Below are 24,610 nucleotides of genomic sequence, written 5' to 3'. Positions count from 1 at the left end.
GTCGCCGGGATGGTCGTCCACCTGGCCGGGCCCGATGCCGCCTACACGACCGGCGCGACCATCGCCGTCGACGGCGGCGCCGGCGCGCAGCTCGGTCTCGGCCGCCCCGAATGGTAAGCCGCACAACCCATTTCCACCCTGTGAAGAAGTAAAGGAAACACCGATGAACGACACCCTGTTCGCTCAGGTCCGCACCGCCGTCGCCGAGGCTCTCGGCATCGAGGAGGACGAGGTGACCGCCGAAGCGTCGCTGCTCGACGAGCTCGGCGCCGAGTCCATCGATCTGCTCGACATCTTGTTCCGCATCGAACGACTGACCGGCACCAAGGTCACCGTCGCCGAGCTGTCGAACTACGTGCAGGGCGGCATCCCGGACGACGAGTTCGGCGACGAAGAGGCCAACGTCATCACCGAGGCCGGTATGGCACAGCTGAAGAAGGTCATGCCGCAGCTGGCCGAGATGGACCTGGATGGCAAGCTCGAGCCCCAGCGCGTGATGACCCTGTTCACCGTCGCCAACCTGGTCGCCCTGGTGGAGACCCGCGCTGCCGTTTCGGCCTGAGCGCCATGCGTTTCCACCTGATCGACCGGATCGACGAGTACGAGCCGAGCACACGCGTCCGTGGCCGCAAGATGGTTTCGGGCGCGGAGTCGGGCCTCCGCGAGACGGCGGACGGACCGGTTCTGGACTCGCCACTCGTGCTCGAAGCGCTGTGCCAGGCCGGCACCTGGCTGATCATGCTCTCCACCGAGCGCCGCAAACGTGCGGCGCTGCTGCAGATCGGCAGCGTCGAATTCAGCGGCGCTGCCAGGCCGGGCGATGAGGTGGTCCTCGACGGCGTCGTCGAATCCATGTCCGACGAAATGGCCGTGCTCTCGGGCACGGCCACCGTCGACGGCGTGCCGATCATGCGCGCCACCGACATCATGTGCGCCCTCATCGACGCGGGCGATCTGGCCGACGACGCGGACTCGCTCCGCCTACTGGAAAGATTGGTGCGATCGTGAGGCGAGTCGCCATCACCGGTGTCGGGGCGGTCACACCCGTCGGCCTTGACGCCACTACCACCTGGAATGCCGTGCTGGAAGGGCGATCCGGCGTCGGACCCATCACATCGTTCGACGCCTCGAGCTTCGCGGTGCACATTGCCGGAATGGTGAAGGACTTCGACGCCGAGACCGCCATCCCTGATCCGGCACTGCGACGCAATCTTTCGCGTCCCGGTGCCTTCGGAGTCGCCGCCGCCCTGGAAGCCCTCGCCGATGCGGGCCTGCCGGACGGCGGCGACTACGACCCGGCCCAGCGGGGCGTCAGCGTCGGCGCCACGGCCGGACGGCCCTCGCTCGAAGAGATGGCCGAAATCTTCCACCGCTTGCGGGAAGAACTGCCGCTGTATCGGCAGCCGGTCGAGCATGTCCAAGAACGTGATCAAAACACCCCCGCGGCCGTCATTGCCCGGGCGGGCCGCTGCACCGGGCCGATGGTCGGCGTCTCCACCGCCTGCACCGCCTCCGGACACGCACTCGGAGAGGCGTACCGGATCATCCAGGAGGGCGATGCCCGGATGATGCTGGTCGGCGGATACGACTCGCTGATCTCATGGTTGGACGTGCTCGGCTTTTCCCTGCTCGGCGCGCTCACCACCGACCACGCCGACGAACCGGAGCGGGCATCGCGGCCGTTCAGCGACGATCGGTCCGGATTCGTGCTGGGCGAGGGCGCGGTGATGTTCGTGCTCGAGGATCTGGAGTCGGCCCGCGCGCGGGGTGCGCACATCCACGCCGAGATCGTCGGGTATGCGGCGACGATGAACGCCTACCGCATGACCGACCCGCCGCCGGATGGAGGCGGCGTGAGTCTGGCGATGGCGCAGGCACTCGAGGACGCGGGCCTGGCACCGACGGATGTCGGTTACATTGCCGCGCACGGCACTTCGACGCCCGGCAACGATATCTGTGAAACCAAGGCAATCAAGGACGTGTTCGGAGCACATGCCCACCGGATCGCCATCAGCTCGGTGAAGTCCATGATCGGTCACCTCACCGCTGCGGCCGCCGGCGCCGGTCTGCTGGGCGCACTCGGTGTACTGCGCACCGGATATGCCCCGCCCACCATCAATCTCGAGCGCCCCGATCCCGCCCTCGATCTGAACTACGTCGCGAACACCGCCCAAGCGGTCGACACCGACACGGTGATGGTCAACGCATTCGCCTTCGGTGGCACCAACGCCTGCTTGATCCTGCGGAAGGACACGCCATGATCGCCACCACGGCGCCCGCGCCGACGCTTGTCGGCGTGGACCGCATCGTCGACCTCGTGGCGGGTCGCACCGCTGCGGCCGTGCGCAATGTGCCCAGCACACTGTCCATCTTCGACAGCCACTTCCCGCGCTTCCCGGTGCTGCCCGGCGTGCTGATCCTTGGTTCGCTCGGTGAGCTAGCGGGCCTGCTGATGTCCGAAACATCGGGGGGCAGCTGGCAATTGACGGCAGCGCGCACAGTCCGGTATCGGCATTTCGTGCAGCCGGGGGACCGCATGCATCTACATGTCGACCTGCTCGAGCCCGGCGTTTGCAGCGGCCGGGTTCTGGTGGACGGCAAGCGTGTGACAACTGTTGGCCGCCTGGAGCTTTCGGCGATCGATGCTGGAGGTGCTTTGTGAAACGGGTTGTCATCACGGGAATCGGTCTGATTACCGGCCTCGGTGTCGGGACCGCCGAGACGTGGAAGGCACTGCTGGACGGCCGGAGTGCGGTCGGTGATCTGCGTGGTTTCGACGCGAGTTCGCTGCATTCGCGGCTCGGGGCGGAAGTCACCGACTTCGATCCGACGCCGTTCGCGGTGAATCGACGCGTGCTGCGGAACATGACGCGCAACGACCAGTTCGGCGTCGCTGGTGCGTCCTTGGCCCTCGCCGACGCAGCCCTGTCGATCGACGATCGCGATCGCGCCGGGCTGTTCCTGGGCGGCAACAAGGAGATATCCGAGCCTGCCAAGGTGCTCGACGCGGTGCTGCTGGCCCGAAACCCCGACGGCACTGCGGATCTGGCCCGCATGGGTACCGAGGGGGCGGCGGCGTTCTATCCGTTGTTCTACGTAGAGGGTCTGCAGGCGGCCGCGCTGTTCTACATCTCCCAGGCGCACGGATTACGCGGCACCAATACGTATTTCGCTGGAACAGCCGAGGCCGGTGCGACCGCGATCGGTCGTGCCTTCCGTGCGGTGCGGCGCGGTGAGGCTGCGGTCGCGGTTGCCGGCGGGTTCGACGACCCCACCTCGTGGTGGAGCATGACCAAGCTCGATCCCGCCGAAGTCCTCAGTACCCGCAACGAACTCGGCTCCGCGGCGGTCCGGCCCTACGATCGTGACCGCGACGGCTTCGCGCCCGGTGACGGGGCAGCGTTCGTTGTCGTCGAGGACGCCGAGTCCGCCGCCGAGCGGGGGGCATCGGTCTATGCCGAGATCGCCGGTTTCGGGCGGGGATTCGCTGCTGCGGGCACGGAGGGCGCTATCGGCGCGATCACCTCCGCGTTGACCGAAGCCGGAATCGAACCCGACGCCATCGACTGCGTCGTCGCCGAAGGGTCTGCTGTTCCCGCTGCGGACGCTGACGAGATCGCCGCGCTGCGTGCGGTTTTTGAGTCTCGGCTCGAACACGTTGCGGTGACCGCAGTCACCGCGGCCACCGGTCACCTGGTCGCAGGCGCGGGTGCGCTCAATGCCGCGGTGGCCGCGTTGATCATCCGGCACGGTGCGGTGCCGCCCATCTCCACACTGACCAACCCGGACCCCGCCTGCGCGGGTCCGCGCTGGGTCACGGACCCGGGTCACGAGCAGCCGGTCGGGAACGTCCTGGCCCTGGCTCGTGGCTTCCAGGGTCAGCATGTCGCACTCGTCCTCCGGGCACACACAGCAAGGACATCACAGTCATGAGCACCCCAGTCACGAACGCCCCCTGCAGGGTCGCCGTCATCGGCGTCGGCGCCATCACCTCCCAGGGACCTACGGCCGAGGATCTGTGGCTCGGCGCGAGTTGGGGCCGGGTGGCCATTCGCCCGGTCGAGCACATGTCGATGGACGGCTTCCGCACCCGCCTGGCCGGGGAGGTGGTCGGTGCGCCCGCCCCCAAGCACGAGGTCGGGTATCCCGAGGGATTCTCCGACCGCGCTTTGGATTTCGCGCTGGTCGCTGCCGAGGAGGCCATGGAATCGGTCGGTGCGATCAACCAGTTCGTGCCCGTCGAACGGTTCGGTGTGGTGCTCGGTACCTGCAACGCTGGCCTGCTCAGCGCCCGGCACTGGTACCGCGCCCGCGATCTGGGCGAGACGATCGACCCGAGAGTTCTGCTGTTCACCCCACCCCAAGCGCTGGCCGAAGCGGTCGCGGGAGCCTTTGGTGCGCTGGGACCTGTGCTGTCGGTCAACACCGCGTGTGCGGCCGGCGCGAACGCGGTCGGCTACGCCGCCGACCTGATCCGCGCCGGGCGCGCCGACGCGGTCCTCGCCGGCGGCACCGATGCACTCTCGGATGTCCTGGTCGCGGGATTCAATTCCCTCGAATCGCTGTCGCCGGTTCCCGCCGCACCGTATTCCAAAGACCGGCAAGGACTTTCCCTCGGCGAAGGCAGCGGCATGCTGGTCCTGGTCCGCGCCGAACTCGCCGCGTGGCTGGGGCGCCCCATCCTGGCCGAGGTGGCCGGACTCGGATTGTCGGCAGACGGGTATCACGCCACCGCGCCCCGTCCCGACGGTACCGGCGCGGCCCGCGCCATCCAGGCCTCACTGCGTGCGGCTGGTCGCCGACCCGAGGACGTGGTGTACGTCAACAGCCATGGCACCGGCACCGCGAAGAACGATCCGGCCGAAACCATGGCAATGAAGGTCGGTCTCGGTGAGGCCAGCCGCACGATCGCGGTCAGCAGCACCAAGTCCATGATCGGGCACCTGTTGGGTGCGGCCGGCGCCGTCGAAGCGATCGTGACCGTGAAAGCGATCGAGGAACATCTCGCCCCGCCGACGGCGAGCTACACCCCGGGCGACCCGGACTGCGATCTGGACTACACACCGAATATTCCACGCAGCCTGGACATTCCGGTCGCCATGTCGAACAATTTCGCTTTCGGCGGCGCAAACGCCTCGCTGGTGCTGACCCGCGAGCCCTCCGTACCCGCCACACCGGTCACGGATCGAGTAGTGATCACCGGCATCGGAGCGCTCACCTGCGCTGGCATGGGTGCCGACGCTCTGCGCGATGCCTTCACGAAGCGGACGCCCTGCACAGCAGACGAATCCGGCGCGCGCATCGGCCGCGTGCCCCTCGATGCGAGCGAATTCCTCTCGACCAAGGCACGTCGCCGGATGGACAGGCTCGGCATCTTCAGTGTCGTCGCCTCCCGGATGGCACTCGAGAACGGCGGCCTGGTCCTCGATGACGAAAACCGCACACGCGTAGGCACGGTGCTCGGCACCGGCATCGGCCCGATGGACGCGATGGAAGCCTTCGCACGGCCGCTGTTCGACAACGGGCCGCTCGCCGCCAGCCCCGCCCTGTTCCCGAACACCGTCTACAACGCGGCCACCGGACAAGTAACCATGCACGTGGGCGCGGTCGGTCCCACCACCACGGTCACGACCGGTCATGCCGCAGGCGCCGCCGCGCTGGCCTACGCCTTCGACATTCTGACCCGCGACGAGGCCGACAGCATGTTGGCTATCGCCGCCGACACCCTCACCGACACCGTCATCGATGCCTACCGCGCGATCGGACCAATGGCCACCGAGGGATTCGGGATAGCCGAAGCCGGAATCGCGGTGCTGCTGGAACGCGCGAGCAGTGCGGCTGCCCGCGGCGCGACACCGTGCGCCGAAATGCTCGGCTACGGAATCGCCTCCGATGCACAGGGTGTCGGCCGGTGGGACCGTAAGGGCCACGGCATAGAGCGCGCGGTGCGCCAAGCGCTCGAGCAGGCTGGCGTACATCCTCGTGACGTGCGTGCGGTATGGACCAACAGCATCGGTGTTGCGGCCGCGGATGAACCGGAAATGTCGGCACTGTCGAGGGTTTTCGCCGGGCATTCGACCCCTGCGTGGTTCGATCCGAAACGGTTGTTCGGGGAACCGATCGGTGCCGGTGCGCCGCTGGCGCTTGCCCTGGCGACTGCCACCCCTGGCCTGGACGGCCCGGCGCTGCTGGTCAGCAGCTCACTGGGCGGCACGCACTTCGCTCTCGTCGTCGGACCGGTCCTATGACCCGCAGGCCACGACCACTGGCCCAGCAGGCCGACATCGGCGGAGTGCACCTGGGATACGGCGAACTGCGCGGTGGCGGGCCGCCGCTGGTACTGCTGCACGGTGTCGGTGCCCGCTGGCAGGTTTACGGTCCGCTGATGGTCGCCCTGTCCGACCATTACACCCAGTACGCACCCGATCTGCGCGGGCACGGCGTCTCGAGCCGGTCCGCCGACTACGGAATCGGTGATTTCGCCGAGGACGTCATCGCGTTCATTGACACCGTCGTCGGTGGGCCCGCGCATCTCTACGGGCATTCGCTGGGCGGCTGGGTCGCGCTGACTGTCGCCGCCCGCCGTCCGGACCTGGTGCGGTCGTTGATCATTGCCGACTCGGGCATATATCCCTGCGATATCCCGCGGGAGACGGCGCTGCTGTGGCTGGCTGGGCTGCCACTGGCCTTGCGCTCTCTGGCCAAGTCGCTGGACCAGTTCGACGCGCAGGTGCTCACCCAGTACCACGACGGGCGCATGACTGGCGCCTATGACCCGGACGCACTGCTGGCCGGGGTCCGCTGTCCCGCCTTGCTGATCCAAGGCGATGCCGAACGAGGCGCGTTCATGTCGGACAACGATGTCCGGCGCGCGACGGCATTGCTCGGCGATGTCCGCCACGTCCACCTCGAGGGTCTCGGCCACGGCCTGCACATCGAGGACACCACCGGCGTGGCCGACACCTTGTGTGAATTCCATCGAACCATCTCGTCGATCAGGAGCTGACCAATGCCCACCTTCGTCGATCGCGCGAAGAACCTCTTCCCCTCGTTGATCATCCGCTCGCCGTTCCACGGCATCATGAGCGCGAAATACGGCATGCTGACCTTCACCGGTCGCAAGTCGGGCCGGACCTACACGACTCCGATGGCCTATGTGCGCGAGGGCAATCGGGTGTTGCTGTCCACCGACTCGCCGTGGCACCGTAACCTGGCCGGGGGTGCACCGGTCTCGCTGCTGCTGCGTGGCCGCACGGTCCAGGGTGTCGCCACCTGCGTGTACGACCCCGTCGAGGGGGCGGCCATTCTGCGCAAACTCGTGGATGCCATTCCCTCCTACGCGGGTCCGGCCGAGCTCGCCACCGAAAACGGCCGGGTGTCCGATGCCGAGATCGTGCGGGCGGTCACCGAGGCCGGCCGGGTCAGCATCTCGGTGGAACTGGGTGCGGGCCAATGACGATCGGACGGGTCATCATCGCCGGAGCCGGGATCGGCGGGCTGACCGCCGCCATCGCGCTGCGCCGGGTGGGCATCGACGTGGTCGTCGTCGAGAAGGTCGGCAAGGCCGACGACCTCGCCAAGGGCGCCGGAGTGCACCTGTGGGCCAATGCCTTACGGGCTCTGCAGCACCTGGACCTCGCCGACCGCGTGGCCGCGATCGGCACCGAGATCACCGCGCACAGCTACCTGGACTGGCGGGGCCGCCGACTCGGCGGGCTGGACCTGGCCGCGCTGGGCAGCGAAATCGGTGCTCCCTCGGTCGGGGTGAGCCGCCCGCAGCTGCACCGGCTGCTGCTGGAAACCGTCGGCGCGGACGCGCTGCGACTCGGGGTCGAACTGATCGGGTTCGAGCAGAACACCCAGCGCGTGCTGGCCAGGCTCGCCGACGGCAGCACCGTCGACGCAGATGTGCTCATCGGCGCGGACGGGATCTCCTCGATCGTGCGCCGCCAGCTGCACGGTTCGGCCCAGCCGCGCTACTCCGGGATCACCGCTTGGCGCGGCATCACCGACTACACCGATCCCGAGATCCCGGTGGGCGAGATGCGGATCTACTGGGGACCGGGCGCGCGGATTCTGCACTACAACGTGAGCGGGAACCGGCTCTACTGGCTCGCCCTGGTGAAATCGCCGCCGCGGGTTCCGGATCCGGCCGAGGGCCGCAAGGCGGCCGTGCTCGCTGTCTACCGCGGGTGGCCCGCCCACATTCAGCGCATGCTCGCCGCCACCACGCCGGAGGCGATTCTGCGCACCGATATCGTCGACCGGGATCCGTTGCCGCACTGGGGATTCGAACGCGTCAGCCTGCTCGGTGATGCCGCCCATCCGATGACGCCCGATATGGCCCAGGGCGCCGGGCAGGCGATCGAGGACGCGGTGTGCCTCGCGCGGGTACTGACCTCGGCCACCGACCCGGTAGCCGGCCTGCACGAATACGAGCAGCGCCGCCTCGGCCGCGCCAACGAGTTCGTGAAGACCTCGCGGATCGTCAGCCGGATGAGCCTGATGGAAGCCGCACCGCTGCGGGCGGTGCGCGACAACGTCGTACTGCGCACCGTGTATGCCATGCAGTCCGCGGGCCGGGCCCGCGCCGATCTCACTCCGCAGCTGTAGAAGGGACCACGCCCGATGTCCGAAGAGCAGACCCTCCCGTCGCCCGTCCAGGTGCCGACGTTCACCACCACGACCCGCCGCATCGCCGGAATCCTGTTGCTGATCATGGTCGGGGTGGAATTCGGCGGCTACTTCCTCACCCAGATCGACGCCGGAAAGGTGCCGCAGACCGCGTTCCAGGACAGCTTCGCCCGGGCGGGCCACGCGCACGCCGGTGTGCTGCTGATCCTTTCGCTGATCTCGCTGATCCTCACCGATTCGGCGCGGCTGACCGGATGGTTCGGCCTCCTTACCCGCCTCGCGACACCGGTTGCGGCCGTATTGATCTCGGCCGGATTCTTCCTGTCCGCCATCGGCACCGGGCGTACCCAGCCGAACTCGCTGGTGGTGCTGCTCTGGCTCGGGGTGGCGAGCTTGACCATCGGATTGGTCACTCTCGGCGTGTCCCTGCTGCGTCGCTAGCCGTCCCGAATCCCCGTCTCGAAGTCGTTCCGCTTCAGGAGTAGTCATGTTCACGCGCATCGCCATCGTCAACCGTGGGGAAGCGGCTCGCCGCCTGATCCATGCGGTCCGGGAGTTCAATGCCGAGCACCGCGATCGTGAACCGCTACGGACCATCGCCCTATACACCGATGGCGAACGTCAGGCCGGGTTCGTCGGCGACGCTGACCAGGCCTACTGCCTGGGACCGGCCGCTGCCCGACCGTATCTGGACCTGGCGGTGCTGGAGCGGGCGCTCACCGAGACCGGTGCCGACGCCGCCTGGGCGGGTTGGGGTTTCGTGGCCGAGGACCCGGCATTCGTCGAGTTGTGCGACCGGTTGGGTGTGACCTTCCTCGGCCCCAGTGCCGAGGCCATGCGCGTGCTCGGCGACAAGATCGGTGCCAAACTGCTTGCCGAGCAGTGCGGTGTACCGGTGGCAGCGTGGAGCCGGGGAGCGGTCGACTCGCTGTCCGCCGCGTTGGCGGCGGCGGAGGAGATCGGTTACCCGTTGATGCTCAAGGCCACTGCGGGTGGCGGCGGCCGCGGCATCAGGATGGTCACTTCGGCGCAAGAGCTGCGTGAGGCCTACGCCCGCACCAGCGAGGAAGCCCTCCGATCATTCGGCAATGCCACGGTGTTCCTGGAACGGCTGGTCAACGGTGCCCGCCACATCGAGGTGCAGGTGATCGCCGACGCGCACGGCACCGCGTGGGCGCTCGGCGTGCGCGACTGCACGATTCAGCGCCGCAACCAGAAGATCATCGAGGAATCGTCTTCGGCGCTGCTGGACGCGGAACAAATTGCGACGGTGAAGAATTCGGCCGAGCAGCTGGCCCTGGCCGTCGGCTACTGTGGTGCGGCGACGGTGGAATTTCTTTACCAGCCGCAGGAGCGGCTCTTCGCCTTCCTCGAGGTCAATACGCGACTGCAGGTCGAGCACCCGGTCACCGAGCTGACCACCGGGATGGATTTGGTCAAGGCCCAGATCGACGTGGCCGCCGGGTTGCCGCTGCGCGGCGCGCGGCCGGTCGAGCGTGGCCATGCGGTTGAGGCGCGCCTCAATGCCGAGGACGCTGAGCGTGACTTCGCTCCCGCACCGGGGCGCATCGAATTGCTGCGTTGGCCGGTTGGTCCGGGTATTCGCATCGATACCGGTGTCATCGAAGGCGATGAGATCCCACCGGATTTCGACTCGATGATCGCGAAGATCATTGCCTACGGCCGGGATCGGGACGAGGCGCTGGCGCGACTGCGGCGGGCTGTCGCCGAGACCACCGTGGTGATCGAAGGCGGCGCGACCAACAAGACTCTGTTGACATCACTGCTGGACGCACGCGAGGTCATCGACGCCACCGCGGATACCCGGTGGGTGGATAGGGCCCGCGCGCTCGGCGGATTGGTACCTGCCCAGCAGACCGCAATCGCCCTGGCCGCCGCCTCGATTGCCGGTTACGAGGAGGACGAGCAGGCTCGCCGTACCCGACTGTGGGAAACCGGGCGAGGCGGTCGGCCACAGATCCTCGATGAGCCAGTACACGCGGTGGAGGTGAAGCTTGCCGGGCGCACATATCGCACGGCCGCGGCACGGACCGGGGCAGACCGGTACCGAATCGACATCGACGGGGCAGGCTTCGACGCCATCGTCGAGCGACGCGACCAGTACTCGAGCCGGCTGACCGTCGCAGACCGCACCTACCGCATCGTCACTGCCATTCATGGCACCGTGAATGTGGTCGAGGTCGACGGAGTGGCCCATCGGGTCAGCCGCGACGAGGGCGGCGCGGTGCGTGCTCCGGCCCCTGCGCTGGTGGTCGCTACGCCCGTTGGGCCCGGAGACGAAATCGGGGCCGGCGCACCGGTTCTGGTGTTGGAGAGTATGAAGATGGAGACGGTGCTGCCCGCGCCGTTCGACGCACGCGTGCGCAAACTCCTGGTTTCGGTCGGCAGCCAGGTTGCCACCGGAACATTGCTCGCCCAGCTGGAGCCGGTGGGCGAGACCGCGGAGCCGGCCCCGGTGGAGCCGGTCGACCTGCTGCTTCCGGTACCGTCAGCCCACAGCGACACCTCGGTCGGCGCGATGTGGGCGCTGAACGAACTGTCGAGTGTAATCCTGGGTTTCGACCACGCCGATGAATCCGCTCCGGCCCTGGCCCGCTATCTTCGCGAGCGCAGTGAGCTCGTCGCAGGGCATGCCGCGCCCCTCGCTGCCGAGGCGGATGTGATCGATACCTTCTGCGATATCGCCGAGTTGTCGGACCCAGCGCCGGAGCCGGACTCGCACCGCAGCCGCCGCGAGCAATTGCATGTTTACCTGCAGAGTCTGGACGTCCGTCGCGGCGCCTTGTCCGCCGGGTTTCGGCAGGCGCTGACCGCTGGATTGCGTCGCTACGGTGTCGAGGGGTTCGAACGCGCACCTGAGCTGGAACAGGCCGTGTATCGAATCGTCCTGGCAGGTAAGCGGTTCGACGAGGCCACCCGCATTGTGCTGGAACTGCTGAAGGTGTGGCTGAGCGAGCCGCTCCCCGACGGCGATCCGGCAGTCCGGGCCAGCTTGGAGCGGTTGATCCGAATCGGGGCCGCGCGCACTCCGGTCCTGGCCGACCTGGCGCGAAGCGTGGAGTTCCGGTGGTATCTGCACCCGGAGGCCGAAGCGGCCCGCGCCGCGATGTTGGCCGGGATACCGGACGAACTGCGTACTCTGGCAAGCCTTCCGGACTCTCCGGAGCGCACGCGACGGATCACCGCCATAGCCGACATTCCCGAGTCGCTGGATCGCATCGTCGTAGCCCGCCTGCAACGCGACGTCCACGCTCCCGTGGATCCGCTGCTCGAGGTGATGTGCCGTCGCCGATACGGCGAACAGCAGCTGCGCAGCGTGCACACCGTGGCCGTCGCCGGGCGTGCCTTCGCGATCTGCGACTACAGCCTCGAATTGCAGCCGCGCAACACCGTTCCGACCACCTGCGTCGCAACCGTGGCGCGCATGAGCGATCTGCGGGATGGGCCTTGCGGAGCTGTGGTGAGCGCATTGTGCGGCCTGCTCGACGGCGCTCCCGCCGACCACGTGCATGTGGTCGATCTACTGCTCTGCTGGCCCGAGGCACCCGGCTCGGTCGAGGAACGCGCGTCCGAACTGTTGGATGTGTTGCGGGGGACCGCGCTCGCGCCACACGCGCGGCGCATCACCGTCGCGCTGGCACCGCCTGACGGTGCCCCACTCGAACACTTCACCTTCCGTCGACGGAGCGGTGATCTGGTGGAGGACGACGTGATTCGCGGAGTGCATCCGCTGGTCGGTCGCCGGCTGCATCTGTGGCGACTGCGCAACTTCCACCTCAACCGCCTGCCCGCGCCCGCCGACATGGCCGTCTACCATGCGGTGGCCCTGGAAAACTCTTCCGATCAGCGACTGGTCGCCATGGCACAGGTCCGCCGCTTCGAGCCAGTGCGCGACGGTGCCGGTGCGATCATCACGGTGCGCGGTGCCGAGACGGTGCTCAACGCCTGCGCGGAGGCGGTGGCGCAGGCAAGACGTGAACTCGATCCGGTCGGCACGCGGCTGGAACTCAATCACGTGTGGCTCGATATCCGACCGGTCATCGACGAAGACATCGTCGCACTGGCGGACTGGCTGCACGCCACGGCGCCCCAGATCGTGCGGGCCGGAATTCAGGAAGTGGTCGTGCACGGCCGCGTCCGCCAGCCCGACGGCTCATATGACTTCCAGGTCACCCGGTTCCGCTATGACCTGACCGGCGGCACCGAAGTCACGGTCGACGCACCGCCTGCGGAACCGCTTGCGCCGCTCACGGATTACGACCAAAAGGTGATGCGAGTGCGCCGTCGTGGTGCGCTCTACCCCTACGAACTGATCGACCTGGTACGCGGGAAAGACGGGAAGTTCACCGAACTCGACCTCGACCCCGACGGGGCCGGGCTGATAGAGGTCGACCGGCCGCGCGGACACAACCAGGCCGGCATCGTCGTCGGTGCGGTGACGACGCCGACCGGGCTGCACCCCGAAGGCGTGCACCGGATCGCCTTGTTCGGCGATCCGTACCGCGAACTCGGTGCGCTCGGCGAACCCGAATGCGCTCGCATCGACGCCGCCCTCGATCTGGCCGAACGCAGGGGGATTCCGCTGGAGTGGTACTCCCTGTCGTCGGGGGCGCGGATCTCGATGGACTCCGGTACCGAGAACATGGACTGGGTGGCCCGGGTCCTGCGCCGCATCGTCCAGTTCACCCAGAACGGCGGCGAAATAAACATCGTCGTCGCCGGGATCAACGTCGGCGCCCAGCCGTACTGGAACGCCGAAGCCACCATGCTCATGCACACCAAGGGGATCCTGGTGATGACCCCCGCCAGCGCCATGGTTCTGACCGGCAAACAGTCCCTGGACTTCTCCGGCGGTGTATCCGCCGAGGATAACTTCGGCATCGGGGGGTATGCCCGCGTCATGGGACCCAACGGTCAAGCACAGTACTTCGCCCCGAATCTCGCTGCCGCGCAGGTGATTCTGATGGCTCACTATGAGCACACCTATATCGCAGCCGATGAGTCCGGTCCGCGCCGCCACGCGACGGCTGACGCGGTCACCCGCGACGTGACCGAGTTCCCGCACCGGCACCCCGACAGCGACTTCACCACCGTCGGTGAGATCTTCAGTGCGGCCACCAACCCGGACCGCAAGAAGCCATTCTCGATTCGCGCTGTGCTCCAAGCGGTCTCGGACCAGGACCACCCGCTGTCGGAACGGTGGGCGGAGATGGCCGAGGCCGACACAGCGGTGGTGGCCAATGCCCGCATCGATGGCCGCCCGGTCTGCCTGATCGGCATCGAATCCGCACAGGTCGCACGGCACGGCTTCCCACCCGCAGACGGTCCGGAGGCATTCACCGCAGGAACCCTCTTCCCCCTGTCGTCGAAGAAGGTAGCTCGAGCGATCAACGCCGCCAGCGGAAATCGACCGGTCGTGGTGCTGGCGAACCTGTCCGGGTTCGACGGCTCCCCAGAGTCCATGCGACGGCTACAACTCGAGTACGGAGCCGAAATCGGCCGTGCCATCGTAAATTTCAACGGCCGTATCGTGTTCTGCGTGATCTCCCGCTACCACGGCGGCGCGTTCGTGGTGTTCTCCAAGGCGCTCAATCCCAACATGACAGTCCTGGCCATCGAGGGGTCCTACGCCTCGGTGATCGGTGGCGCTCCCGCAGCCGCGGTAGTCTTCGCCCGCACGGTCGATGCCCGCACCGCCGACGACCCCCGAGTCCGCGCTCTGCAGCAGCGTCTCGACGCCACCGACGACGCCGGCAAGCGTGCCGAGTTGGTCACCGAACTCGCCGACCTTCGCACCGCGGTCCGTGCCGAACACCTGTCGGCTCTCGGCGCGGAGTTCGATGGGGTACACAGCATTCAGCGTGCGGTACAAGTCGGCTCGGTCGATGCGGTGATCCCGGCGGCCGAACTGCGCCCCCGCATCGCCGCCGCCATCGCGATCCGACCCGAGTAAGCCCCTGATCCGAGGAGCACCGATGAACTGGTTCGCATTCGCCGCCCTGGTGATCACCGGATTCACCTCCTGCGCCGAATTCGGTTCGTACGCCTTCGTCCATCCCGTCGTGCGCCGCTTGCCTTCGACCGAGCACATCCAAATCGAGCAAGGGCTATTGAAAACGTTCGGGCGAGTGATGCCGCCCTTGATGATCATCACCACGATCATCGGCGTGAGTTATGCGGTGAACGCCTGGCACCTCGGCGGCGCGGCCCGCGCCCTCGGGGTGACGGCAGCAGTGTCCTTCGCGGTGGCGATCGTCTCGACGGTGATCTTCAACGTTCCCATCAACCTTGCCACCGCACGGTGGAACGCCGAAGAGCCACCGGCGCACTGGAAGCAGACCCGCAATAAGTGGGAGTTCTTTCAGGGCCTGCGATCCTGGCTGCTCCTGATCGGATTCATCCTGCTCTGCGCGGCAGTCGCCGCACGGGTTGGCTGATACCGAGCCGACTCACCTTCGAATACGTAACCGCTGCGGTCGAGAGTTGTTCGACCGCAGCGGTTTTCGTGCTCTCGCCGGGACTCTGACGCAGTGACGCTCCCGCAGTGGGCGCGTGCGGAATTCCGCGGCCGACCGGGCTTGACGGCCCATTGGGGGCTAGTAGAACGTTGTTCTATAGCAAGGATGTGCTGATCCTGCATCCGGGCCCATGAACAACCACGTACCTGATGGGAATCGCCAGTCATGTCCGAACAAGTCCTCGCCGCCCGACCATTGAGCAAAGACGGAATGAGCAGACTAGGGGGCCTGTTGTATCGAAGGGCTCGTACGGTTCTCGCGTTCAGCATCCTCATTGTCGTCGTCGCGGCTGTCCTCGGGTCCGGGGCATTTGGCAAGCTGCAGGGGGGCGGTTTCGTCGATCCCGCCGCGGCGTCGAGTCGCGCGGCAGCCGTCATCGACAATCACTTCGGTGGTCAGACCAACCTAGTGCTCATGGTGCACGCGGACAGCGGCTCGGTGGACACCCCCGGCGTCGCGGATGCTGCCCGGCAGCTCACCGGGAGGCTGGCCGCGGAACCCGGGGTGAGTCAGGTCTCCTCGTACTGGACAACGGCCGCGCCGACCATGAAGTCTCGCGACGGCGCCAACGGTATCGTCGTCGCGCACATCGACGGCGACGCTACCCAGGTCAGCGAACGCGCTGCCGTTCTCGTCGATCGATACCGCGGCCCGAGTGGGCCGGTCACGGTGGGCGCTGGCGGCAGTGCGGCAGTGCAACACGACGTCAACGATCAGGTCGCCAAAGATCTCGGGCTCGCTGAATCGATCGCGATCCCGATCACCCTGATCCTGCTGGTGCTGGCATTCGGCAGCGTCGTGGCCGCGCTGGTCCCGCTGATCCTCGGCGTGGTTGCCATCCTGGGCACCTTCGCTGAACTGGATCTGCTGGGCCGAATCACCGAAGTGTCGGTGTATTCGGTGAATCTCACGACCGCACTCGGTTTGGCGCTCGGGGTGGACTATGCCCTGCTGCTGGTCGCGCGGTTCCGTGAAGAGCTCTCCGGTGGCGCCTACGTGCGCGAGGCGGTGGCAGCGATGCTGCGTACGGCCGGGCGCACCATCGTGTTCTCGGCGACCACGGTAATCGCTGCGCTGGCCGCGCTGCTGGTGTTCCCCGAGTTCTTCCTCCGGTCATTCGCCTACGCCGGCATGGGTGTTGTCGCGATCGCCGCGATCAGCGCCCTCACCGTCGTGCCCGCACTGCTGGCGGTGCTGGGCCACCGGGTCAACGCCTGGTCGCTGCCCTGGTCGAACGCTCATCGCGGCTCGGACGCACCGGCCTGGGGTCGGCTCGCCGCTGTCGTGACCAAGAATCCGATCGTGGCCGCGCTGCCTGTTGTCGTGCTGCTTACGCTGGTGGCCAGCCCATTGCTCGGAGTCGGTTTCTCCATTCCCGATGAGCGAGTGATGCCCGCCAGCGCCGCGAGTCGCCAAGTGGCAGACACCTTGCACGACGACTTCGCCGGCTTCGGTCATGCCTCGCTCGATGTCGTGATCGACGGTCCCGCACCAACATCCGCGATCGCCGACTATGCCGCGGGGGTGTCCCAGCTGCCCGGCGTCACCGGCGTGACCACCAGCCACGGCACCTGGGTCCACGGCGAATCCACCGACACCGGCCGCTCGGTCGACGCGCTTGCCCAGTCCGGCTTGCAACGACTCACGATCGCCAGCGACCTGGACGAGAAATCCACTGCCGCAGCAGATCTGGTGCGGTCGGTCCGTGGCGTGTCCGCGCCCGCGGGCGCCGTTGCGCTGGTCGGCGGCGTCGATGCCCAGCAGGTCGACACCGAGGCATCGATCGGATCTCGGCTCCCCGTCGCCGCCCTGATGATTGTCCTCACCACGTTCGCGCTGTTGTTCGCATTCACCGGCAGTGTCGTGCAGCCGCTTCGGGCGCTGCTACTCAATGCTCTCGGGCTTTCCGCCGCGCTGGGCGCCATGGTGTGGATCTTCCAAGATGGGCATCTGAGCGGGCTGCTCGGCTTCACCGCACGCCCGACTGATACCGCCATGGCTGTGTTGTTGTTCTGTGTCGCATTTGGGTTGTCCATGGACTACGAGGTGATTCTCACCAGCCGTATCAAGGAGCTGCACGACCAGGGTGCGGCCACGACCGATGCAGTCGTGCATGGTCTGGCCAAAACTGGGCGGATCGTTTCGACAGCGGCCGGGTTGCTCGCGGTGAGTTTCTTCGCCTTCGGCGTGTCGAAGGTCAGTTTCATCCAGATGTTCGGTCTCGGTACTGGTCTGGCGATCTTGATCGACGCTTTGCTGATCCGTGGCGTCCTGGTGCCGGCGGCCATGAGCCTTCTGGGTGGGATCAATTGGTACGCTCCCGCCCCGCTGCGTCGGCTGCACCACTACATCGCCCTCCAGGACCGCGCCTGAACCCTGCGAGGAAGCCGGACGCCTCGGTCGATTGTCGAGGCGTCCACCGACAGCATCGGCCGTAGAACCCGAGCAGTGGAGCCCGCACGAGGCCTTGCGGACACCGGAGCAGTCCGTACCGAAGAGCCAATTGGATTCGGATCTCACGGATCCAAATGACCGAGCCGTGCCTCGGGCTCGGTGCCGCCCATCCTAGGCGGTTTGGGGTCCGTTGCCGCTGCGCTAACCGTCATGGCGTAGCGGCAACGGATTCCCAGTTTCTATCGTCAGTCATCATGGCGAGTACGCAGCGAGCCCGTTGGCTGCGATTCTGTCGACCAGCAGCGGAACGAAATCTTCAGCGATTTTTAGGCGGTCTGAATCCGGTTGGGGTTCTGGGCTGGTTACGCGACCGACTTGTAGCTTGCGAATGCCACTGAACAGCCTGTCTTACCTGGCGGTGTGTGTTCGAATAGTACAGGCCTGCTATCAAAGTCGAGTTCCGACCCCGAACAGGGATCACCATGAACAAACGACGACGTCAACCGCAGAAAAACCAGCCACGGCAACGTCCCACGGTGCCCGCTACCTCAGACCCAGCAACCTCGACAACCTCCTGGTGGAAGAACAAATGGTTGTTGGGAGTCCTCGGCACGGCGATGAGCGGGCTGCTGGTGGCCGGCATCACGGCCCTGGTCAGAGAAGGGGCAAACAAGGCAGGCGACACCTTCGGCCAGCACACCGAGAGCATCCCACTCACATGGCATGTCGATCTGGCCAACGGTCAGCTCTGCCACCACTGGACCTTTCCCAAACAGATCTCGGAGCTGCCCTACCACCAGTTCAGCGATATGGCCCAGGACGACAAATGGGCATTGAGCCAGGGCGGGGTCGAAAAGAGCACCGTGCTGTACACGATCACCGTCCAGAGCTCGAGCGATACCCAGGTTGTCATCCGCGACTTGAGACTCAAGGTGCTCTCGACTTCGTCGGCACTCAGCGGCATCACTGTCATCGCCCATACGGGGTGCGGTGGCGGGTTGACCGACCGCTACTACCAAGGCGACCTGGGCTCCTCCGACCCCCGCATTATTCTTGTGGACCCCAGCGAGTTGGGCCGGCCTATGGCCACTGGCGTCGAACCTGTTGATCAGAGCTACACGGTTTCCAAAACCGACTCCGAGGTATTTGCCGTGTTCATCTTCGATTCCTCATCGAAGGAAAATCTCTTCGATTACCAATTCCAGCTGGACTGGAGCCAGGGGAACAAGTCCGGAACCGCGAACATCTTGGCGCCCGACAACAAGCCGTTCCAACTGAACGCCACCGCATACTCCCGCACCGACCCTGTGTACTACTCCTCCGACGGATCGTGGCAAAAATTCACCCGCTGACATGCCCATGGCTCGAAAGGCACTGGACCAACCACAACCTGCAGCACACCAGCGTCAAGGAATGACATACGCCAAGCGCACGCGAGAATGGACAAGGTGACCAGCGTTGTCGACGGCGACAGCTGGCGACGACCGTGAGCAGGCGGCCTGGGGCCGCATGCGTGACACCATCTCCGTCGGCGCCGCCATCGGCACCCTGGTCGGCGGCCTCGGTGGCGCGGGTCTGGGCTGCCTGGCCGGTGCCGCCCTGGGCGCGACCCTGACCGGCGCCCTGGCGCTACTGTTCGGCGCGGGCCCGCTGGCCGGCTGTGTCGCGGGCGCGGCCGCTGTCGGCTTCCTGGGTACCATCGCCGGTCAGCTGTTCGTGACCGCGCCGGTCGCGATCGCCGCTGCCATCCAGTACTTCACCACGATCAACCAGCCCTTCACGCCCGCGAAGTAGGCGTGTAAGACCCGGCGAGTCTCGCCCGGGGGACACGGCCCCGCCCGGATCACCGATCCGGACAGGGCCTTTGGTTCACAGGAGGGGGGCTTCCTGTCCCAATCGGCGTACTTGAGCAGATTCGATGTCGAGGGCTGTACGGAACGGACAGCGGGACCCACGAGTAACGGTGCACCTCCGACACTGAATGCGCGCACGCGTCGATTCGTGGAGATCGGTGCCGGGGCGTATCGGCAGCTGGCCGAGCGGGCATCCATCCCGATGGATGTCACGTTCGGGCCGGGCGAAGCGCGGCTCGCCGGGTTGACGCCGCGGGAAACGGAGATTGTCCTGCTGGTCGTCAATTTGTGCGCTGCACCCCCGTCGGCGACATTCTCTCGTCGGCCTGGACGATCTCGATCTCAGGGTTTGGCCGGAATGCCGAATCGGCCCGGCGGCAGGCCACAATCGGGGGGTGACGGATGAGGGTGATGCGTATGGATTCGACGAGATTCCGCTGGCCGAAACAGCACTGGCGGGGCAGCGCCACGAGCGGCTGACCGCCAGTGAGGCCGACGTCATCCACGCCTACACCCACAACGCGCACGACGACATCAACAAGGCGTTGTGGGGCGAGATCGAGATGACACCGACGAACGCTCGCCGCATTCGGCTGATCAGGTCGGGTCTGGCGAAGTATCCGCTCGAGACCGCCGTCCGCGTCACCCGTGAGGTCGAGGCCGCAGAGTACGGCATCGTCGACGAGGGCTCGGCGTACTCCCTGGTCGATGAGGACATCATCCATCACGGGTTTCTGTCGACCTCCGGTTCGGCCAACCCACCGCACTCGTAGACGCGCGTCAACCCCGTGATCTTGGATCTGGTCGTTCAGGCCGGCGTCCCGGCCTTGCGGCTGGGCGAGCTCGCCGAGGTTCCCGCGGAAAAAGAAGTACTGGTGATCGACGCGCGTACCCTCTTCGTCGTTGGCGTCGAGTGGGACCCAACGCGTAGCATGTGGCGAATCAAGGCGATTGTGCGAGGAGGTGAGTGATGGGTGCGTTGACGCAGGGAACGATGCGCGTCACCCGGGTGAAGCTGACCGCGGAGCAGATCGCCGAGCGCCGCCGCGAGGCCGAGAAAATCCTCGGCCGTAAGCTGCCGCCGCGACCCACGCCTGCCAAAGCTGCCAAGTAGCGGCGTCGGCCAGAACTTTTGCCACCACGCGCCGTCGCATCCGGCACGGGATGCGGCCGTCGGTGTGCCTTGTCCAAGACCGTACTGGGTGGTTCCGATCGGTCGATGAGGTGGGTGCCGGGCATCACCATCGCATCATCGCCAGCCCATGGCCGACCGACAGTGAAAACTGAACACCCGCAGCGAGTTTCGTTCCCCGCTTCTACGTGCACTACATCCAGACCCGCGGCCTGGCCAATCGATGGCGGCAGCTCGCAGAATGTGCGCCGAGGGCGCGATCCACCCCAGCCGCCGCTTCCCGCTCCACAACGTCGAACTTCTGACGCATCCTCGTACAGCGGTTCTACGCTTGGAGCGCCTCCGGTATTCCCCGAGGAGGGTCGATCGACATCAGGAGTGCGGTGAGTCCCAGGAAGGGCGGCGAGGCCGACAAATTCGGTAACGGCTACGAAGCCGCCTGGGTGGTCGCCCGCATGCTGAATGTGCTTGCGGGGCAGAGCAAATGGTTGAGGATCGAACCCCTCGGAGATCTCGGCGAGGGCGTCGAGCTCGCGTTGTGTCGCAACGACGGGGTTGTGGCGGCGCACCAGGTGAAGCGGCAGATCGGAAACGCAAACGAATGGACCGTGGGTGCGCTGGATCGAATGGGTATATGGGACTCGCTCCTGCACCACGCTTGGATGGGCCATGAGTTTCATTTCGTGTCCATGGTGCCGTTTCGACCGTTGCAGGAGCTGGCAGACCGTACGCGAAGTTCGGGTGACTATGCGTCGTTCGTCAACGAAGGCCTGCCTCGTCAGCTGAACGACCTGAGCGAGACCCTGGGGCACCGTCTCGGTGGGTCGGCCGAGGCCTATGAAGTGCTGCGTTCGCTGGTCATCCGGACAGTCGATGACAGGGAACTGCGCCAAAACAATGCCGTACTGGCAGCTCTTCTGCTCGATGGCGTTGCGGGGATGCCGATACGGGCGTCTTTGGCCGACCTGATCGGAGGGCTGTATCGACCATGAACTGACCGCGGACATTCTTGTCAAGAAGTTGCGTCCGTACCAACTGCGCCGTCGGTTATGGGCGAGTCTGCAAGGTTTGGTCGAGCTGGTGCGGTCGCAGACATCGGTGTGGTTGGAAGGGGTTGGGGCACTGCTGCGCCCGGTAATCGCCCGCGATGAGGCAGAGCGGATTGCAGCGGTTACCCAATCTCCGGTCAGGGTGACCTTCCTGGTGGGTACAGCTGGCGGCGGCAAAACCGTCGTCCTGCATCAAGCGGTCGACAAACTAATGGCGGCTGGCGTTGCGACACTGGCGATCTCACTCGACCGATATGGACCGCTCGGTTCGACACGAGAGCTGGGGCGCCATTTCGGCTTCGACGCCTCGCCCGTCACCGCCCTGGCAGCCGCTGATCGGCCGGCGGTCCGGGTAATCGACCAACTGGATGCGGTCTCTGGTATCCGGTAGACAGACCGAGAACCTCGAAATCGCCGTCGATATGATCGCCGAGGCGACGGCATTCCCCAACCTGCGGATCGTATTGGGATGTCGCCAATTCGATGTCGACAACGACCACCGTATACGCACCTTCATACGCCGGGTGGAGGCAGACGCCGTCACTGTCGCACCCTTGATCGATGCGCAGGTCAACACCGCGCTGACAGCAGCGCCGCGCCCAGGTGCAATGGTGTCGATGCCATAATCCTCGGTTTCCGTTCGTGCTCTCGTGTCACGCCGGATCGGCGTGCGCTCCCCTCAGGCACCTTCGTCCTTCCCGGTCGCGGTGGTCAACGGTTGAGATCAGGCTGATCCTGCGGAAATGCGGTGGAGGAGAAAGGAATCGGCCTGAAATTCGACTCGTGCTGCGGTTAATGCCTGACCGGGGGTGGACCGGCAGCGACGATGGGGTCATAACTGCTGATCGGGCCGTCGCACGCCCGAGGAAGGACACGCAATGACAGTCACGGTCGTCGTCGGGAATCCGAAACCGGCGTCTCGAACCCTGACCGCGGCGACGATGGTCGCCGCCGGTCTGCGCCCGGATACGGACGCGCGGGTGATCGATCTCGTCTCGCTCGGCCCGAAGCTGTTGAGCTGGGGTGACGCCGAAGTTGCCGAATCTGTTCGCGCCGTCGCTGATTCGGCGCTGGTCATTTTCGCCAGTCCGACGTTCAAAGCGACCTATACCGGTCTGCTGAAGCTGTTCCTCGAGCAGTTCGACGGCGGGACCGGGCTGGCCGGGGTGGTGGCGGTGCCGCTGATGCTCGGCGCCGGTCCAGCGCACGCCCTGGCGCCGGACCTGCTGCTCAAGCCGGTGCTGGTCGAACTCGGCGCGACCGCCGCGCTGCCCGGTCTCTACCTGTCGGACCGCACCTTCGAGACCGACGGCGTGATCGATGGATACACCGCGCGCTGGCGGCCGGTTGTCTCGGCGCTGACGGGTTAGCGGCCGGTCGCGCACGCGCCGGAGTAGCGGACAAGGCGGCGGCACCGGCGCGTTCGGTGAGCCGCTTGCTCTCCCAATCAGCGCTGTTCTCTGGGCAATTCGCTCAGCGACAGGACGCGTCCACCGAATTCCCCTGGCAGTGCGTCGAGCTGCAGCGCTGGAATCGGCGGGAATTTATGTCCTGGCGGGCCGGCCGGGTGAAGGTCCGGGTTGTTTGTGCGGGGGCGAGGGGTGGGCCGGCGAGCGGCTTGTGGCGGTGGGGCGGTTGATAATCCGGTGGCAGGCCGCTTCTCTGATCGTCGAACAGGAATCGTATTCATGAGCCTCGAATTGCTTTGGTACATACCGAATCAGGTCACCGCGGGTCACCGTCGCGATACCGTCCGCGATGATCACCCCAGCTTGGCGACATTGACCGCGCACGCGGTGGCCCTGGAGGAGCACGGGTGGAAAGGGTCGCTCATCGGCACCGGGTGGGGCGGCCCGACACGCTCACGGTTGCTACCGCGCTGGCCGCGCGGACGACCACATTCGAACCGCTCGTCGCGATCCGGCCGGGGTACTGGCGGCCGGCCAATTTCGCCACCGCGGCGGCCACGCTCGACCACCTGTCCGGAGGTCGTGTCCGCGTCAATATCGGCTCGGGCAAGGACGATCTCGCGGCGTACGGGGAGGGAGAAGAGGATCAGGCGCGGCGGTACGGGCGCACGAAGGACTTCCTTCAACTCGTTCGCAAGCTATGGACCCAGAAGAGCGTGACCTACCGCGGCGAGCATTATCAGGTGACCGATTCCACTGTCGTTCCGCGTATTACGCCGCATGCCGGGCGACCGCACCCGAAACTGTAATTCGGTGGCGCGTCCAGCGCCGCGGAACGGGTCGCCGCGACCGAGGCTGATGTGCAGCTGTTCTGGGGAGAGCCGCTCGAGGGGGTGCGTGAACGCATCGAATGTCTGCGTGCGCTCTCCGACGAGCTCGGGCGCGAACACCCGCCACTCGAATTCGGCCTGCGAATAACCACTTTCGTGCGCGATACCACCGAACAGGCGTGGGCCGACGCCGAGGCGAAAGTGGCCCGGTTGGCAGAACACCACGGGGAAACCGGGAATCCGGATCGCGAAACGGCGGTCGGACAGCAGCGGTTGCTGGATCTGGCCGCTCGCGGTGAGGTGCTCGACGACAACCTCTACACCACACCCGGCCGCTTCGGCGGCGACGGAGCGGGTACCACGTGGCTGGTCGGCTCACCCGAGGATGTCGCCAAATCGCTGCGCAAATACCGTGATCTCGGCATCGCGCACTTCGTGCTCTCCGATACCCCGTATCTGCCCGAGATCGAACGTCAGGGCAATCAGCTGTTGCCGCTACTGAGGGATGCAACGATCGTCCAGTTCTCGTCGCCGGTTGCGTAGTATTCGGCTCGAGCTGCGGTCAATACCTGACGTGGCCCCGCGCGAGGGTCACGATACGCCCCATGACCCAGATCTCTGCTTCCGCGGATCAGCTGGTGGCACAGCGCTACCGCGACCCCGCACCGACCCCGGCCCCGGCCCCGGAATGGAACCCGGTGCTGCGGGTGCTGCACGAGCACCGCTCGATCCGTCGCTATCTGGCCGATCCGGTGCCGGACGCCATCTTG

Annotated in this window: 22 protein-coding genes and 1 pseudogene; all 23 read left to right on the top strand. The window is 66.4% G+C overall.

Features of this window, described 5'->3' with window-relative positions; translation table 11 throughout:
- Positions 1 to 163: 163 nt before the first annotated feature.
- The 23 genes and pseudogenes from ACWEKS_RS44905 to ACWEKS_RS44795 all read left to right on the top strand — a co-directional run bounded on the left by ACWEKS_RS44905 (position 164) and on the right by ACWEKS_RS44795 (position 24,383).
- Positions 164 to 562 carry an acyl carrier protein gene (locus tag ACWEKS_RS44905; protein WP_452345799.1) on the top strand — a complete coding sequence of 133 codons (399 nt, stop codon included), beginning with the start codon at positions 164 to 166 and terminating at the stop codon, positions 560 to 562.
- A 5-nt stretch (positions 563 to 567) separates the two neighbouring features.
- The gene (locus ACWEKS_RS44900) at positions 568 to 1,008 is read left to right on the top strand and encodes a hypothetical protein (RefSeq protein ID WP_452345798.1); all 441 of its coding nucleotides are present in this window, start codon (positions 568 to 570) and stop codon (positions 1,006 to 1,008) included.
- Positions 1,005 to 2,261, top strand: a complete 1,257-nt coding sequence (locus tag ACWEKS_RS44895) for a beta-ketoacyl-[acyl-carrier-protein] synthase family protein (protein ID WP_452345797.1) — start codon at positions 1,005 to 1,007, stop codon at positions 2,259 to 2,261. Before ACWEKS_RS44900 ends, ACWEKS_RS44895 begins: the two co-directional genes overlap by 4 nt.
- Positions 2,258 to 2,662 (top strand): 3-hydroxyacyl-ACP dehydratase FabZ family protein, encoded by a 405-nt coding sequence (locus ACWEKS_RS44890; RefSeq protein ID WP_452345796.1) that lies wholly within the window; start codon positions 2,258 to 2,260, stop codon positions 2,660 to 2,662. Before ACWEKS_RS44895 ends, ACWEKS_RS44890 begins: the two co-directional genes overlap by 4 nt.
- Positions 2,659 to 3,933 carry a beta-ketoacyl-[acyl-carrier-protein] synthase family protein gene (locus ACWEKS_RS44885; protein WP_452345795.1) on the top strand — a complete coding sequence of 425 codons (1,275 nt, stop codon included), beginning with the start codon at positions 2,659 to 2,661 and terminating at the stop codon, positions 3,931 to 3,933. The genes ACWEKS_RS44890 and ACWEKS_RS44885 overlap by 4 nt, the downstream gene beginning before the upstream one ends.
- A complete protein-coding gene (locus tag ACWEKS_RS44880) occupies positions 3,930 to 6,248 on the top strand; it encodes a beta-ketoacyl synthase N-terminal-like domain-containing protein (protein WP_452345794.1) in 2,319 nt (772 codons plus the stop codon). Before ACWEKS_RS44885 ends, ACWEKS_RS44880 begins: the two co-directional genes overlap by 4 nt.
- Positions 6,245 to 7,006: an alpha/beta fold hydrolase gene (locus ACWEKS_RS44875; RefSeq protein ID WP_452345793.1), complete on the top strand. Its 762-nt coding sequence runs from the start codon at positions 6,245 to 6,247 to the stop codon at positions 7,004 to 7,006. The genes ACWEKS_RS44880 and ACWEKS_RS44875 overlap by 4 nt, the downstream gene beginning before the upstream one ends.
- Before the next feature lie 3 nt (positions 7,007 to 7,009).
- Entirely contained in the window at positions 7,010 to 7,456 is a 447-nt protein-coding gene (locus tag ACWEKS_RS44870; protein ID WP_452345792.1) for a nitroreductase/quinone reductase family protein, read from the top strand.
- Positions 7,453 to 8,613 (top strand): FAD-dependent monooxygenase, encoded by a 1,161-nt coding sequence (locus tag ACWEKS_RS44865; RefSeq protein ID WP_452345791.1) that lies wholly within the window; start codon positions 7,453 to 7,455, stop codon positions 8,611 to 8,613. Before ACWEKS_RS44870 ends, ACWEKS_RS44865 begins: the two co-directional genes overlap by 4 nt.
- Before the next feature lie 15 nt (positions 8,614 to 8,628).
- A complete protein-coding gene (locus tag ACWEKS_RS44860) occupies positions 8,629 to 9,075 on the top strand; it encodes a hypothetical protein (RefSeq protein ID WP_452345790.1) in 447 nt (148 codons plus the stop codon).
- 46 nt (positions 9,076 to 9,121) lie between these two features.
- The gene (locus ACWEKS_RS44855) at positions 9,122 to 14,608 is read left to right on the top strand and encodes an ATP-binding protein (RefSeq protein WP_452345789.1); all 5,487 of its coding nucleotides are present in this window, start codon (positions 9,122 to 9,124) and stop codon (positions 14,606 to 14,608) included.
- A gap of 22 nt (positions 14,609 to 14,630) precedes the next feature.
- Positions 14,631 to 15,092, top strand: coding sequence for an anthrone oxygenase family protein (locus tag ACWEKS_RS44850; protein ID WP_452345788.1), 462 nt, complete (start codon positions 14,631 to 14,633; stop codon positions 15,090 to 15,092).
- Between the two features lie 291 nt (positions 15,093 to 15,383).
- Complete coding sequence (locus ACWEKS_RS44845) at positions 15,384 to 17,546, top strand: MMPL family transporter (RefSeq protein WP_452345787.1); 2,163 nt, start codon at positions 15,384 to 15,386, stop codon at positions 17,544 to 17,546.
- A gap of 503 nt (positions 17,547 to 18,049) precedes the next feature.
- On the top strand, positions 18,050 to 18,919 hold the full coding sequence (locus ACWEKS_RS44840; protein WP_452345786.1) for a hypothetical protein: 870 nt from the start codon (positions 18,050 to 18,052) through the stop codon (positions 18,917 to 18,919).
- A 106-nt stretch (positions 18,920 to 19,025) separates the two neighbouring features.
- Positions 19,026 to 19,361, top strand: coding sequence for a hypothetical protein (locus ACWEKS_RS44835; RefSeq protein ID WP_452345785.1), 336 nt, complete (start codon positions 19,026 to 19,028; stop codon positions 19,359 to 19,361).
- 454 nt (positions 19,362 to 19,815) lie between these two features.
- On the top strand, positions 19,816 to 20,193 hold the full coding sequence (locus tag ACWEKS_RS44830; RefSeq protein WP_452345784.1) for an ADP-ribosyltransferase: 378 nt from the start codon (positions 19,816 to 19,818) through the stop codon (positions 20,191 to 20,193).
- Positions 20,194 to 20,208: 15 nt separating this feature from the next.
- The gene (locus tag ACWEKS_RS44825) at positions 20,209 to 20,391 is read left to right on the top strand and encodes a hypothetical protein (protein WP_452345783.1); all 183 of its coding nucleotides are present in this window, start codon (positions 20,209 to 20,211) and stop codon (positions 20,389 to 20,391) included.
- Positions 20,391 to 20,534 (top strand): hypothetical protein, encoded by a 144-nt coding sequence (locus ACWEKS_RS44820; protein ID WP_452345782.1) that lies wholly within the window; start codon positions 20,391 to 20,393, stop codon positions 20,532 to 20,534. The genes ACWEKS_RS44825 and ACWEKS_RS44820 overlap by 1 nt, the downstream gene beginning before the upstream one ends.
- A 401-nt stretch (positions 20,535 to 20,935) precedes the next feature.
- Complete coding sequence (locus tag ACWEKS_RS44815; protein WP_452345781.1) at positions 20,936 to 21,544, top strand: hypothetical protein; 609 nt, start codon at positions 20,936 to 20,938, stop codon at positions 21,542 to 21,544.
- Between the two features lie 76 nt (positions 21,545 to 21,620).
- The gene (locus tag ACWEKS_RS44810; RefSeq protein ID WP_452345780.1) at positions 21,621 to 21,992 is read left to right on the top strand and encodes a hypothetical protein; all 372 of its coding nucleotides are present in this window, start codon (positions 21,621 to 21,623) and stop codon (positions 21,990 to 21,992) included.
- Positions 21,993 to 22,023: 31 nt separating this feature from the next.
- Positions 22,024 to 22,227 (top strand): hypothetical protein, encoded by a 204-nt coding sequence (locus tag ACWEKS_RS44805; RefSeq protein ID WP_452345779.1) that lies wholly within the window; start codon positions 22,024 to 22,026, stop codon positions 22,225 to 22,227.
- 252 nt (positions 22,228 to 22,479) lie between these two features.
- Positions 22,480 to 22,971 (top strand): NADPH-dependent FMN reductase, encoded by a 492-nt coding sequence (locus tag ACWEKS_RS44800; RefSeq protein WP_452345778.1) that lies wholly within the window; start codon positions 22,480 to 22,482, stop codon positions 22,969 to 22,971.
- Between the two features lie 318 nt (positions 22,972 to 23,289).
- A pseudogene (locus tag ACWEKS_RS44795) lies at positions 23,290 to 24,383 on the top strand (LLM class flavin-dependent oxidoreductase).
- Positions 24,384 to 24,610: the final 227 nt, after the last annotated feature.

This window comes from Nocardia sp. NPDC004711 (assembly GCF_053601595.1).
The sequence above is the reverse complement of the archived record's forward strand: the minus strand, read 5'-3'. Positions and strand labels throughout refer to the sequence as shown.

What these genes read in the sequence shown, in the direction of transcription:
- ACWEKS_RS44900 (WP_452345798.1), top strand. Translation starts at nt 568, where the DNA reads ATGCGTTTCCACCTGATCGACCGGATCGACGAGTACGAGCCGAGCACA.
- ACWEKS_RS44800 (WP_452345778.1), top strand. Translation starts at nt 22,480, where the DNA reads ATGACAGTCACGGTCGTCGTCGGGAATCCGAAACCGGCGTCTCGAACC.
- ACWEKS_RS44805 (WP_452345779.1), top strand. Translation starts at nt 22,024, where the DNA reads ATGATCGCCGAGGCGACGGCATTCCCCAACCTGCGGATCGTATTGGGA.
- ACWEKS_RS44875 (WP_452345793.1), top strand. Translation starts at nt 6,245, where the DNA reads ATGACCCGCAGGCCACGACCACTGGCCCAGCAGGCCGACATCGGCGGA.
- ACWEKS_RS44840 (WP_452345786.1), top strand. Translation starts at nt 18,050, where the DNA reads ATGAACAAACGACGACGTCAACCGCAGAAAAACCAGCCACGGCAACGT.
- ACWEKS_RS44880 (WP_452345794.1), top strand. Translation starts at nt 3,930, where the DNA reads ATGAGCACCCCAGTCACGAACGCCCCCTGCAGGGTCGCCGTCATCGGC.
- ACWEKS_RS44820 (WP_452345782.1), top strand. Translation starts at nt 20,391, where the DNA reads ATGGGTGCGTTGACGCAGGGAACGATGCGCGTCACCCGGGTGAAGCTG.
- ACWEKS_RS44860 (WP_452345790.1), top strand. Translation starts at nt 8,629, where the DNA reads ATGTCCGAAGAGCAGACCCTCCCGTCGCCCGTCCAGGTGCCGACGTTC.
- ACWEKS_RS44855 (WP_452345789.1), top strand. Translation starts at nt 9,122, where the DNA reads ATGTTCACGCGCATCGCCATCGTCAACCGTGGGGAAGCGGCTCGCCGC.
- ACWEKS_RS44850 (WP_452345788.1), top strand. Translation starts at nt 14,631, where the DNA reads ATGAACTGGTTCGCATTCGCCGCCCTGGTGATCACCGGATTCACCTCC.
- ACWEKS_RS44890 (WP_452345796.1), top strand. Translation starts at nt 2,258, where the DNA reads ATGATCGCCACCACGGCGCCCGCGCCGACGCTTGTCGGCGTGGACCGC.
- ACWEKS_RS44870 (WP_452345792.1), top strand. Translation starts at nt 7,010, where the DNA reads ATGCCCACCTTCGTCGATCGCGCGAAGAACCTCTTCCCCTCGTTGATC.
- ACWEKS_RS44845 (WP_452345787.1), top strand. Translation starts at nt 15,384, where the DNA reads ATGAGCAGACTAGGGGGCCTGTTGTATCGAAGGGCTCGTACGGTTCTC.
- ACWEKS_RS44865 (WP_452345791.1), top strand. Translation starts at nt 7,453, where the DNA reads ATGACGATCGGACGGGTCATCATCGCCGGAGCCGGGATCGGCGGGCTG.
- ACWEKS_RS44905 (WP_452345799.1), top strand. Translation starts at nt 164, where the DNA reads ATGAACGACACCCTGTTCGCTCAGGTCCGCACCGCCGTCGCCGAGGCT.